Raw genomic sequence first — 12,472 nt, 5'->3', positions numbered from 1 at the left:
CCTATTATCGTCGGCTTTCCGGGCTGAATGGCTATGCCGTGTATCTTAACCTCGCCAAGTTCCTCTATGATGGAGCTCGTCAGGTCTCTTATGCCACCGCTAGCACCACCACTGAGGATTACGATGTCACAGCACTCGATTCCCTTCTCTATAAGGTTTTTTAAGCTCTCGCGGTTGTCCCGGGCTATGCCTAGGAATATTGAATCACCACCGAGTTCCTTGACCGCGTCTGCTATCGCCCTTCCGTTGATGTCGTAAATCTGGCTGGGTCTCAGCTCCTCTCCAGGGGGAACGAGCTCGTTTCCGGTGCTTATCACGGCCACTTTCGGCTTTCTGAAAACTGGCACTTCAGCTATTCCAACGGCAGAGAGGAGCGCTGTTTCCTTAAAGCCGAGCCTCGTGCCCCTCTTGAGGAGGGGTTTGCCCTTTGGAATGTCGGTTCCGGCCTTCATGACGCCCAGACCTGGATAGGCAGGCTTGTAAATTATTACCTCGTCCCCTTCCCTCTCAACGTCCTCGAACTGTATCACGGCATCGGCACCCTTAGGCAGGGGGGCACCTGTTGAGATGTAGACGCTCTCACCGGGTTTTAACTCAAAGTCAGGAAAGTCCCCTGCGTTCACCTCTCCGACGACCTTCAGTTTCACAGGCTCGCTCTCGCTGGCCATGAAGGTGTCTTGAGCCCTAACGGCGTAGCCGTCAACGGTTGCCCTATCAAAAGGCGGGACGTCTATTGGAGAAACCACATCCCCTGCCAGAACCCTCCCTAATGCCTTCTCCAGCGGAACTATCTCGACTCTTGGCTCAAGCGGGAACGATTTAATAACCTCAAGGGCTTTCTCGAGTGGAACGACCCTAAGGAATGCCATTCTATCACCTGAAGAAAAGAAAAACGCTGACGTATAAATGGGTTGCGTAAGCGGAAGTGTTTACCCTTTATCCTAACCTTGGTGAAGATAATGTTCGTGAATCGAGGGGATGAGATTGCAAGAGAAGGAAGGGCTTAGGGATGGGAACTTTTAGTCTGGGACCTGAAGGACTTTGAACTCATAAAAAACAACCGCTGGGAGAATATAAAGAGACTCCAAGGGCTCTGAGGCTCACCACTCGTCCTCGTCTTCCCAGTCCTCTTCCTCCCACTCCTCCTCCCAGTCCTCGTCGTCCCACTCCTCGAGCTCGAACTCCTCGTCCAAAAACTCCTCTTCCTCACCGACGACCTTCTTTTTCTTGGGTGGCTCCATACCCTCCCCTCGTCCGGAGTTTGAAATGAGGGCCTATAAACTTTATTCCAAAAATTTAAAAGGCCAAGTCCTTCGGGCGAGGCCTCGAAAAAGGTTTATATCCTAACGTGAGAAGGGGAAACCATGAGGGTGGCGATTGTAACGAGCAACGCCAGGGTCTACTACATGGCCACGAAGGTGCTGAAGGAGTATAAAATCCCTTTCCTAAGCTTACGCGTCGGCGAGAGGGTTCCCTACGACGTTGAGGTCGTCCTGACCGGCGAGAGGGATAACGTTGACTTTCCGGTCAAGGTCATAGTTCATGATGAAAACTTCATAGACGAACTCCTCGCGAAGCTCGAAGGTAGGGAGAGGTTTAAAAACGTCTTCATAGCGATAGACCCCGGTGCGAGGCCGGGTTTGAGCGTTGTAGCTGATGGCAGGGTTATAGAGGTTCACAGACTTAAGAACCCGAGGGACGTTGGAATCATCATTGATTTGCTTGAGAAGTATCCCGGAGCCAAGATAAAAATCGGGCACGGCGCGAAAAGGCACAGGACGATGACACTAAAGGCCCTCGGCGAGTTGCTCGGCTACGATTATCCCATCATAGTGGTGAACGAGTTCAGGACAACGCCCAAGGTTGGAGGAATTGAGAGCTCCTCGGTGGTTGACATTGTGGCTTCAATCAACATAGGCCTTAGGGCCGGGCAGGAGACGACCATTGGGGCACTGCTCGACGTGAGGGAGCCTACAAAGAGGGAAATCGAGGACATAAAGCGGAGGAGCCGGGAACTCAGCGGAAACATGACGATTCCATCTTACCTCGCAAGGGAGGTTGCCCTCGGAAACCTGACCCTTGAGGAGGCTATTGAAATTCACAGGAGGCGTTCAAGATGATATTTGGAGGTAAGGAAGAGAAGGTTGATGAGATTAAGCTCCGCGTTGCCGAGGCCTTGAAGAGGGACGTCGGTAGGGGAATAGTGAGGTTCGACAGGAAATACCAGAGACAGCTTGGCGTTGAACCCGGGGACATAGTTGAACTCGTTGGAGAAAGGACAACTGCTGCGATAGTTGCAAACCCACACCCCGACGACAGGGGACTGGACATCATCAGGATGGACGGCTACATAAGGAGGAACGCAGGGGTAAGCATAGGAGACTACGTGACTGTTAAGAGGGCCGAAGTTCAGGAGGCTAAGAAGGTAGTCCTTGCGCCGGCCCAGAAGGGAGTCTTCATCCAGATTCCTGGCGATTTGGTCAAGCAGAACCTCCTTGGAAGGCCGGTCGTCAAGGGCGACCTCCTAGTTGCGAGTAACAGGACAGAGACCTACTACGGCGGTTCTCCCTTCGACGACCTTCTCAGGGGTCTCTTTGAGGCGATGCCCCTCGGTTTCGGCGAGCTCAAGTTTGTCGTTGTAAACACCGTTCCGAAGGGAATTGTTCAGATAACCTACAACACCGAGGTTGAGGTCCTTCCTCAGGCCGTTGAAGTCCGCGAGGAGAGCATTCCGGAGGTTACCTATGAGGACATAGGCGGTCTAAGCGACGCAATTCAGAAGATTCGCGAGATGGTTGAACTTCCCCTCAAGCACCCCGAGCTCTTCGAGAGGCTCGGAATAGAACCTCCGAAGGGCGTTCTCCTCTACGGTCCGCCGGGAACTGGTAAGACTTTACTCGCTAAGGCAGTAGCAAACGAGGCCAACGCCCACTTCATAGCCATCAACGGGCCAGAGATAATGAGCAAGTTCTACGGCGAGAGCGAGGAAAGGCTTAGGGATATTTTTAAAGAAGCCGAGGAAAACGCGCCGAGCATCATCTTCATTGACGAGATTGATGCAATAGCCCCGAAGAGAGAGGAAGTCGTTGGAGAAGTCGAGAAGAGGGTTGTGAGCCAGCTACTTACTCTAATGGACGGCCTCAAGAGCAGGGGTAAGGTTATAGTAATCGCGGCAACCAACAGGCCTGATGCGATTGACCCGGCTTTGAGGAGGCCTGGAAGGTTTGACAGGGAGATTGAAGTCGGTGTTCCTGACAAGCAGGGAAGAAAAGAGATACTCCAAATACACACCAGAGGAATGCCCCTTGAGCCGGACTACGACAGGGCGACCGTTCTGAGGATTCTCGGGGAGATGAAGTCTAGGGGTTCTTTCGATGCAAAGAAACTCGATGCCCTGATTGAGCGGGTTGAAAAGGCCAGAGACGAGGAAGAGGTAAAGAAAGCCCTGAAGAGCGAGGGTGAAATCTACGCTGAAGTGAGAAACAGGCTCATCGATAAGATGCTTGAGGAGATTGCAGATAAGACGCACGGATTCGTTGGTGCCGACCTTGCCGCTCTAGCGAGAGAGGCCGCTATGGTCGTCCTGAGAAGGCTCATCAACGAGGGCAAGATAAGTCCAGAACAGGAGAAGATACCCCCTGAGGTCCTCCAGGAGCTCCGCGTTAGGAAGGAGGACTTCTATGAGGCTTTGAAGATGGTCGAGCCTTCAGCGTTGAGAGAAGTCCTACTCGAGGTTCCGAACGTCCGCTGGGACGACATAGGAGGCCTCGAAGACGTCAAGCAAGAGCTCAGAGAAGCAGTCGAATGGCCACTCAAGTACCCGAAGGCCTTTGAGAGACTCGGCATAGAACCTCCGAGGGGAATCCTCCTCTACGGTCCGCCGGGAACTGGTAAAACCTTACTCGCTAAGGCAGTAGCCAACGAGAGCGAGGCCAACTTCATCGGAATCCGCGGGCCGGAGGTTTTGAGCAAGTGGGTCGGCGAGAGCGAGAAGAGGATAAGGGAAATATTCCGCAAAGCGAGGCAGGCCGCTCCAACGGTGATATTCATAGACGAGATTGACGCAATAGCGCCGGCGAGGGGTGCTGAAGGCGACCGCGTCACCGACAGGCTCATCAACCAGCTGTTGACAGAGATGGATGGCATCGAGAGGAACAGCGGTGTTGTAGTTATAGCGGCAACCAACAGGCCCGACATACTCGACCCTGCTTTACTGAGGCCGGGCAGGTTCGACAGGCTCGTCCTCGTTCCAGCGCCGGACGAGAAGGCCAGACTGGAGATACTCAAAGTCCACACGAGGCGCGTTCCCCTCGCGAAGGATGTCAACCTCGAGGAGCTTGCAAAGAGGACAGAAGGCTATTCCGGAGCCGACCTGGAGGCCCTTGTCAGGGAGGCGGCACTGATAGCGATGCGCAGGGTTATGAGGGAACTTCCGAGGGAGCTCGTCGAGAGCGAGAGCGAGGAGTTCCTTGAGAGGCTTAAGGTCTCAAGGAGGGACTTCGAGGAGGCCCTGAAGAAGGTGAAACCAAGCATAACGCCGTATATGATGGAGTACTACAAGAACTTCGAGGAGGGCAGGAAGAAGCGCGAGAAAGAGCGCGGAGGCGTTGATTACTACACGTTCTAGCCTCTCTTGATTTTTCTTTTACTAAGCTTACAATTGAACAATCTTGGAATGTTGTGAGTTTTTCCATTACTAAAAAATCGAAAAGGTTAATGATTTAAGCGATACTCCCTATGGATTAGTTGATGAAACGGGATAAACTGTTTAGAGTTCTCCTCACGCTGGCAGTTGTTGCACTCCTTACGGTTGGGTTAGGGTTTGCCCTGCCTTCTATCAGGGTAAACGTTCAGGAACTTGGAGTTGGCTATCAACAGTTAGTCTCGCCTGTCTCTTCTGGTTCCATATGGTTTTCAGTAGATTTATCCGAGGGCCAGTTGGTATTCTCTAATGAGTTGCCATCAGGTACTCACATTTATGTGTCTCTCTACAATAGCTCCGGAGATGTTATCGCTTTTAATTACTCAATAGTTCTCTCATCTGCTTTGTCCGCGGGGGTAGTTTATAATTACACCCTAAGCAACCCAACAAACAGCCAGAGAAGTGACGTGAGCCAGGCTATAGTTACAGTTGTAACGCCGGATTATCAGACGATTTTGGTTGGTGGGGGCATTGCAGTAACTTCCCAACAGTTCGGTGTGGGTATTGCAAACACGACGGTCTTTTGTACCCCAATAACGATTAAAGAAAATAGTGGTCATAATTTGTACAACTACAGTGTCTTGGTAGTGTTGAACGACAGTAACAATGCCAACAGCGAAACTTGGGAAGTTGATTGGAATATTATAAACTCAACGAACCTCTACTTCACAGATAACAGTACGCCTCCTCATCCTCTTTATTTCTGGGTTCAGTTAATGGATACCCAAAATAAAATAGCATACATATGGGTTAAAATTCCAGAACTCCCGGCCAACTCCAAAAAGGTAATCTGCCTTCATTATGGGGAATGGCCCAATCCCTACCTGAGCTATGACAACCCAGATAAAGTTTTCATACTTTTTGATAACTTCGATGGAAGTTCAATCAACACAAGCAAATGGAACGTTCATGGGACACCAAGTGTTTCAAACGGCATACTGTACCTTAGTAGCGGACAGTGGATATGGAGCAAAAAAAGTATTCCGGGGGATTCATTTCAGATATTAGTCCAATCAACAAGGCTGAGGGCCTCTCCATTTTTTATGTGGTTCATTGATAACAGGTCTCTTGCTTGGGCGGAAGTATTTAACGGCTCTTACTGGTCAGGATATGATGAGCTTGATGTATTTAATGTTAGTTCAGGGGAATGGGGTGCATCTTATTTGGGTAGTGGGAATCCCGTGCTGGGCACGGATAACCTCATAAACATTACCGTGCAACCGTACAACAGCACAACTAGTCTGGTCACTATTTCTGAAGATTCCGGTAGTATCTCCCAGTATCTAGTACAAAAGGAAACAGACGAGCCTATTGGGCTTGGTCAGTGGTATTACTACAATTGGAGAGGAAGGGCACGAAGCAGGACATCCTCCTATGACTGGATACTTGTAAGGCAATATGTCAATCCAGAACCCTCGGTTTCTGTCGGGCTATGGTATTACTCCCTTAAGTTCTATCCACAGCCGTGATTCAAAGTTAAATATCCTCCTAGTTGTCCTTATACCATTCCACCGTCTTCTTTAGTCCCTCTTCCAGTGAAAACATGGGCTCGAAGCCAAGCTTTTTGATTTCACTTATGTCTGCCACGCTTCTCCTTATGTCGCCTGGTCTGGGCTTGTCAAAGACTATAGAGCTTGTCGTCCCGGTTATCTCAATTATCTTCATGGCGAGTTCCAGAATCGTTGTTTCCCTTCCCGTTGCGACGTTGAAGACCTTCCCGTTGGCACGTTTGCTCTCAGCAACGAGGAGGTTGGCCCTAACGATGTCCTTCACGTAGATGAAGTCCCTCGTCTGCTTGCCGTCGCCGAAAATTACGAGGGGCTCTCCTGCTAATGCCCTGTTAATGAAGATGCTTATCACTCCCGCGTACTGGTTAAAGCCCTGTCTCGGGCCGAACACGTTGAAGTAGCGGAGCGAGACAACAGGTAAACCGTAGAGTTCGTGGTAAACCCTCAGGTACTCCTCCGCGGTGGCCTTTGTCACCCCGTACGGCGAGAGGGGTCTCGGCCTCTCGGTTTCTCTGAGCGGAAGGTTTGGATTGTCCCCGTAGACCGCCGCAGAAGAAGCAAATATCAGCTTTCCGTGTCCCTCAAGAAGGGCCTTGAGAACGTTGAGCGTCCCCAAAACGTTTACCTCCTCTGTAAAAACTGGGTCACGGATGCTTTCAACAACACTCACCTGTGCCGCTTCGTGGAAAACGTAGTCGGCGTTGCTTATCAGCTCCGCTATCGCTCTGTAGTCCCTAATATCGGCCTTTATCAGCTTCGCCTCCGGCGGGACGTTTTCTTCCTTTCCAGTGTAGAGGTTGTCTATCACGATAACCTCATTGTCCTTGACGAGCTCCCAGGCTATGTGAGAACCTATGAATCCCGCCCCCCCGGTGATGACGATAAGCTTGTTCCTCATGGCCAACCCCAGTGAAGTAGAACGGACCCTTTAAGTCTCTTTCTCTGAATAACTCCTCCTGAGCTTTACCGCCTTCATTAAGTCTTCCTTCGTTGGGGGCCTCTCAGGAACGTTTGAGTAGGCATTGAGAATGTCGTCTATGATTATCGCCAGCTTCTCAAGAACGTCTTTACTCTTGTTCCAGGGTGTTGCGTAGCGGAACTCCATAATCTCCGCCAGGTCATCGAGGGTAAACTCGCAGATTATCTCCCCCTTAGGATACTCCACGAGGAGCACCTTTCCATTTTTGATGACGACTTTAACATCAACCTTTGGAGCTTTCACCATCGTGCATCACATTACCCTATTGGGCATCTACGTACTTTAAAGTTGTGCTTCCCCGCGTTGAAATGTGAAAGAATGCGATGGGTTATTGACAATTTTTTGGCGATTTCGAAACCGTTATAAGACCCCTATTGACTTAAACATTGGTAAGGAGCCATGCCGAGCTACATTGTTGTTGGCGGTCAATGGGGGGACGAGGGCAAGGGTGCAATCACAGCCTACCTCGCCCTGAAAGATGAACCTGAAGTAATAGCGCGTGGCGGTGTTGGGACGAACGCCGGACACAGCGTTTTTATCAACGGGAAGAGATACGCGGTAAGACAGCTTCCGATGGGTTTTATGCAGACCAAGGCGAGGCTTCTCGTCGGGGCCGGTGTCCTTGTTGACCCCGAGGTGTTCTTCCACGAGCTCGAAACCCTCAAGGACTTCGACGTCGCTCAAAGAGTTGGTATAGATTACCGCTGTGCGATAATTGAGGAGACGCACAAGCAACTCGACCGCTCCAACGGTCACCTTCACGACAAAATAGGCACCACCGGAAGCGGTTGCGGGCCGGCCAACGCGGACAGAGTTATGAGAAGGGCCAAGCTCGCGAGGGACATTAAGGAACTCGAGCCCTATCTTACGGACGTTGCCGCTGAAGTCAACGACGCCTTGGACGAGGGCAAGCTCGTTCTTATCGAGGGAACGCAGGGCTTCGGGCTGAGCCTCTACTACGGGACTTATCCATACGTCACCTCGAAGGACACAACGGCCTCTGCCATAGCGAGTGACGTTGGAATAGGTCCAACGAGGGTTGATGACGTTATAGTAGTCTTCAAGAGCTTCCCGACGAGGGTGGGAGCCGGACCGTTTCCAACTGAGATGAGCCAAGAAGAGGCGGAAAGACTGGGCCTCATTGAGTATGGAACCGTGACCGGTAGAAGGAGGCGGGTGGGCTGGTTCGATTTTGAGTTAGCGCGCTACTCGGCTAAGCTAAACGGGGCAACGATGCTGGCTTTGACGATGATAGACAAATATGACAAAAACGCCTTCGGAATAACCGACTACGACAAGTTGCCAAGAAAGGCGAAGGAGTTCGTGGAGGGAATAGAAGAGAGGGTTGGAGTGCCTGTTGCCCTCATAAAGACCGGGCCGGAGCTGGAGCACATAATTGACCGCAGGGATGTCATTTAACCGCGTACTTACCCTCGACTTGGACCAGCTTGAGCTTCGAGGCTATACCACCACTGGGAACGAAGTCGTGCTCCATGAGCTCGCCAGTTAGCGTGTTGTACTTTCCGAAGTATATCCCCTTCTTTCCAATTCCCTTCACTCCTGCATAGCCCTCCTCTATGTTGTGGGCTACCCACTCCACCCCTATTGTATCTCCGTAGGTTTCCTTCACGAACTCGGTGAATGCCTTAGTTATGGTGCTCTCGATGTACTGGTATTCGAACTCCAGAATCTCCCCACCCGTCCTGTGGATTTTCAACCTGCCGAAGGCCTTGACCCCGGTGAACTCGACCTCCCAGTGGTCAGAAAGCCTGAGGCCCTCAATCGAGGGGCTGGGTTCGACCTCGCGGATTTTTGCGAGGGCGATTTCCTCAACTATTTCTCGCCTGAGGAAGCGGTCGAGTTCTCTGATTTCTCCCGAGAGTGAGACGAAGACCTTGAGGACGTCCCTCTCCCCGCCAAGGGTCAGGTTAAACCCTTCCTTTGAGTCCTCAGTGAACAGGACACTGTAGTTCCTGTATCTTCTCAGGGTGAGTTCGGTGGCTACTCCTGGACCTATCTCAACTGAGCTCTCCAGAACTTTCCCTGTTTTGCCATCATATGCCACAATCGCCCTGAACTCATTTCCCTCAAACTCCGCCCTCACGATTTCGTGGTTAGTGACCAGGCGGGACTTGAGCTCAACGTTCTCAACAGCCTCCAGGATTGCCCCAGCGCTTTTTCTCAACGCGTCCCAAGGGGAACTCAGGTTTCTAGTTTCAAGGATTTCACCCGTTTTCTGGTCGAGTCTCACCACGAGAACGTTTTTTCCCGAGATAAGGTCAACAAATACCCCTCCGAGGCGCCGTTCAACCCCGATTACCTGGCCTTCCGGATATTTTGAGAGAACGACTTCGAGCATGGCCTCTTCCGTGAGCGCTGGCTGGAACTTTCTGATGTTCCCGCTGTAGGAGTTGAGCTCGATTTCGAAGAGGTACCTTCTCGTTTTGCCCCTCATTAGCGTAAAACGCCCTCTGCGGACGATTTCAAGAGAGATGGGCTCCTCGCGGAGCTCTCTCTTGACGTGCTCCTTGGCCAGTTCAACGAGCTCGGTCTCGTCAAGGGGTTCTGCCTCGGCACTGACGCGACTGATGGCGAAGTCAAACTCGACCCTTGCCTCCCGGTGGCCAAGTGAGAGAACAACCTCGGCACCCACCGGAACGTAGGCCTTCCTCGAGCCGATAACTCGAATGTCGAGCCACTCCCTCTTAACGGCTTCCTCCACAATGGGCTTCGTGGGATCGGTGTCCTTCCCTATCTCCACTTCCGTTGCCAGAACCGTCGCAACGTCCTCCAGGAGAACCTTCATTGCAAGTCCTTTAAGCTCACCATCAACGTTGAGTACCACCCCCTCACCATCGAAAAAGGCTTTTCCGCTTTCATTTTCCCTTGTCCACGAGACAATGTAGATTGGCTTGAGGATAAGCTTCAGACTCTTGAGTTCTATCTCATCAGAACTAACGCTGAACTTGTAAGAGACCACGCGTTTGGCCTCCTCCACGAGCTTCTGGGACGAGAGGGGCTCCACCAGGGGGCCGTCTAAAACGAACTCCTTGAGAGCTCTGGGCCTCTCGCGCTCGGGGAGAAACCTTTCGAGAAGGGTTTTCGGAGGCTCGATTGAGTAGCGTGTAAAGGCCTCTGAGAGCCACTCCGGACCGAGGACAGTAACTCCCTCAACACTCTCTTCAAGGCCATCCAGTGCTATGAGAATTGACCTCTTGTACCCAGAGAGTGCATTTTTGAGCCAGTTTTCGGAGGGTTTGCCTCTGAGAAGGGCAACCGCTAGGGTTTCCTTCCCCTGAAACGGGTCCTCCCTCTCTCCTGTGACCACGATGAGGCGAACCTTTCCCTTCCTCTTGAACTCCCTGCCGGTCTCCCTAAAGCCAGCCTTAGTCATTAGCTCGGCGAGTCCCTCCACTATGAAGTCTTCCGGGGCGAGAAGTATCATTGCTGGTTCCCATTCCATAGTGACTCCCCTGACCTGTTTGACTGCTCGGAATAAATAGTTTGTGGCCCGTAAAAAATAGTTAATTATAACACTTAGTAAGCCCTGTTAAGGAGCCATTTAATAACTGTTCTATGAAACTCCTCCCCCCACTCTGGGTCCTCAAATATCTCATGGTAAGCCCCCGGAAACTCCTTCAGCGTCTTGTCCTTGACCTTTAGCCTATCAAAGAGCATTTTTGCTCCTTCTGGTGGGGTTATTACATCGTCCGTCCCGACCAGAAGGAGAACCGGGACCTTTATTCTGTCGGCCTCCAAGTGGGCCAGTTCCATGTTGACGAAGATGCTCCTGCCGAGCTTTGCCGAAATCCTGTCGTGGACCAGTGGGTCCTCCACGTACCTCCTCACTGCTTCCCTGTTTCTGGAGAGGAGTTCCGGCCTTATACCGTTGGAGAGCGTTACTCCCGGTGCAATCTTCCCGAGGAACTTTGCCAGAGCCACCATAAAACCCGGCGTTTCGGGGCTCTTAGCTAGGGCAGGCGATGAAGCGATTACACCCCTGATCTTACCGCTCCTCGTCTCTGCGTAGCGAATAACCGTTAAACCGCCGAGGCTGTGGCCGAAGATAAAGGACTTCTCCCCTATTTCCTCAATTATGGAGTCGATTATCTCCAGTGTTTCCTCAATGCTCGCGTGCCCCCTTTTCCCCGGGCTTTTCCCATGTCCTGGCCAGTCGAAAGCGTAAACGGCAAAACCGGCCTCGTTCAGCATTCTTATCAGCTTTCCGTAGCGACCGCTGTGCTCTCCGAGGCCGTGCACCAGAACAACCCAGCCCCTCTCGGGCGTTCCAAATTTGGCCCTGTAAACATCCATTTTCAACCCTCCAGCCAGAGCCTCTTGAGGGGGAGCCTGTCAAAGTCCTCATCCTCACTCACTATCGCCTGAAAGCCGTTGTTCTGGATTACGGCGATGTGGAAGGCATCGGAAGGTTTGAGGTTGTACCTGGTGATAATCTCTCTAGCCATACGGTAGTCAAAAAAAGTCAGTGGAAGAACCTTGACGACCGGGAGTATTGTCTCGTCAACGAAGTTTATTGACCTTTCGTAGGGAACGCCGTATTTTCTCCGCAGGACGTGGATGAACTCATCGAGAACCAGTACGTCAGTGTAAAGCTCGTTTTCCTCAACCAGTTTTGAGTAGAAATCATCTATCGCACTCTCATAACTAGGGTCACTACTCCCCAAGGCTAGGTAAATGAGGAGGTTGGTGTCAAGAAACAGCTTCATTAACCAATCCTCCACTCTTCATCGAACTCCATCCTCAAGTGAGATTCCCTTAAGTTCCCCCGGCTTTGGCTTCCTCTTTGGGCGTATTTTCCTTCTCTCCTCCCTGATTTTTCTAAGGAGTTCCCCCGCTTTTATGGGTCCACGTATCAAAAGTCCTTTCTCCGTCGGCTCCACTATGACCTCACCGCCCTCCTTTATGCCGTACGCCTCTCTAAAGACTTGGGACTGACTATCTGGCCCTTCGGCCCGACCTTGAGGCGGATACTAACCAATAGTATCACCAAGTATAACTGATGGTTCAACCGATAAAAAGGTTGCGAAGAGCGGAAAATCAGGAAGAAAACGGGCTCTCCTTTATCTCCCTGTTGACGAACTCGACCAGCTTCCTCACGTCACTCTCTATCGTCTCTGGCTCCGGCTTCATAAGCACGTAAAAGACATTGGTTTTAGGGGTTAGTGCAACGTGCTTGACGTTCTGTGGCTTTGAGAGGCTTTCAACGAGGGACTTAAGCTTTTCCACGTCTCGCCTCTTTTCGAAGAGTGCCTCGTACTTCTT

12 protein-coding genes and 1 pseudogene are annotated in these 12,472 nt (G+C 51.5%); 4 read left to right on the top strand and 9 right to left on the bottom strand.

Going from position 1 to position 12,472, the window contains the following annotated elements:
• Both glp and F7B33_RS08455 read right to left on the bottom strand, forming a co-directional pair.
• The coding region (glp, locus tag F7B33_RS08460; RefSeq protein ID WP_297074125.1) for a gephyrin-like molybdotransferase Glp at nucleotides 1–869 on the bottom strand (869 nt) is incomplete at its 3' end.
• Nucleotides 870–1,100: 231 nt separating this feature from the next.
• Nucleotides 1,101–1,241: a hypothetical protein gene (locus tag F7B33_RS08455; protein ID WP_297062519.1), complete on the bottom strand. Its 141-nt coding sequence runs from the start codon at nucleotides 1,239–1,241 to the stop codon at nucleotides 1,101–1,103.
• A 123-nt stretch (nucleotides 1,242–1,364) separates the two neighbouring features.
• Between F7B33_RS08455 and F7B33_RS08450 the strand changes: the two genes are divergently transcribed.
• The 3 genes from F7B33_RS08450 to F7B33_RS08440 all read left to right on the top strand — a co-directional run bounded on the left by F7B33_RS08450 (nucleotide 1,365) and on the right by F7B33_RS08440 (nucleotide 6,171).
• Nucleotides 1,365–2,120: a hypothetical protein gene (locus F7B33_RS08450; protein ID WP_297062518.1), complete on the top strand. Its 756-nt coding sequence runs from the start codon at nucleotides 1,365–1,367 to the stop codon at nucleotides 2,118–2,120.
• Nucleotides 2,117–4,627, top strand: a complete 2,511-nt coding sequence (locus F7B33_RS08445) for a CDC48 family AAA ATPase (protein ID WP_297074124.1) — start codon at nucleotides 2,117–2,119, stop codon at nucleotides 4,625–4,627. The genes F7B33_RS08450 and F7B33_RS08445 overlap by 4 nt, the downstream gene beginning before the upstream one ends.
• 122 nt (nucleotides 4,628–4,749) lie before the next feature.
• Complete coding sequence (locus F7B33_RS08440; protein WP_297062751.1) at nucleotides 4,750–6,171, top strand: DUF2341 domain-containing protein; 1,422 nt, start codon at nucleotides 4,750–4,752, stop codon at nucleotides 6,169–6,171.
• Between the two features lie 19 nt (nucleotides 6,172–6,190).
• Here the strand turns inward: F7B33_RS08440 and F7B33_RS08435 are convergent, their stop codons facing one another.
• Together F7B33_RS08435 and F7B33_RS08430 are read right to left on the bottom strand one after the other, a co-directional pair.
• On the bottom strand, nucleotides 6,191–7,108 hold the full coding sequence (locus F7B33_RS08435) for an SDR family oxidoreductase (protein ID WP_297062755.1): 918 nt from the start codon (nucleotides 7,106–7,108) through the stop codon (nucleotides 6,191–6,193).
• 30 nt (nucleotides 7,109–7,138) lie between these two features.
• Nucleotides 7,139–7,435 (bottom strand): hypothetical protein, encoded by a 297-nt coding sequence (locus F7B33_RS08430; RefSeq protein WP_297062749.1) that lies wholly within the window; start codon nucleotides 7,433–7,435, stop codon nucleotides 7,139–7,141.
• A 153-nt stretch (nucleotides 7,436–7,588) separates the two neighbouring features.
• On the opposite strand from F7B33_RS08430, the gene F7B33_RS08425 reads away from it, so the two are divergent.
• Nucleotides 7,589–8,608, top strand: coding sequence for an adenylosuccinate synthetase (locus tag F7B33_RS08425; protein ID WP_297062747.1), 1,020 nt, complete (start codon nucleotides 7,589–7,591; stop codon nucleotides 8,606–8,608).
• On the opposite strand, the gene F7B33_RS08420 is transcribed toward F7B33_RS08425, so the two are convergent.
• From F7B33_RS08420 to F7B33_RS08400, 5 genes and pseudogenes are all read right to left on the bottom strand, one after another.
• Entirely contained in the window at nucleotides 8,601–10,652 is a 2,052-nt protein-coding gene (locus tag F7B33_RS08420; RefSeq protein WP_297074122.1) for a hypothetical protein, read from the bottom strand. The two genes, F7B33_RS08425 and F7B33_RS08420, sit on opposite strands and share 8 nt — an antisense overlap.
• 74 nt (nucleotides 10,653–10,726) lie before the next feature.
• Nucleotides 10,727–11,503 (bottom strand): alpha/beta hydrolase, encoded by a 777-nt coding sequence (locus tag F7B33_RS08415; RefSeq protein WP_297062742.1) that lies wholly within the window; start codon nucleotides 11,501–11,503, stop codon nucleotides 10,727–10,729.
• Between the two features lie 2 nt (nucleotides 11,504–11,505).
• The gene (locus tag F7B33_RS08410; protein ID WP_297074121.1) at nucleotides 11,506–11,916 is read right to left on the bottom strand and encodes a type II toxin-antitoxin system VapC family toxin; all 411 of its coding nucleotides are present in this window, start codon (nucleotides 11,914–11,916) and stop codon (nucleotides 11,506–11,508) included.
• Between the two features lie 18 nt (nucleotides 11,917–11,934).
• Complete coding sequence (locus tag F7B33_RS08405) at nucleotides 11,935–12,090, bottom strand: hypothetical protein (RefSeq protein ID WP_297062739.1); 156 nt, start codon at nucleotides 12,088–12,090, stop codon at nucleotides 11,935–11,937.
• Nucleotides 12,091–12,247: 157 nt separating this feature from the next.
• Nucleotides 12,248–12,472: pseudogene (locus F7B33_RS08400) on the bottom strand (hypothetical protein); the annotation flags it as partial.

It is taken from the genome of Thermococcus sp. (genome assembly GCF_015523185.1).
In the GTDB taxonomy this organism is placed as follows: Archaea; Methanobacteriota_B; Thermococci; order Thermococcales; family Thermococcaceae; genus Thermococcus.
This window is presented reverse-complemented; position numbering and strand designations above follow the sequence as displayed.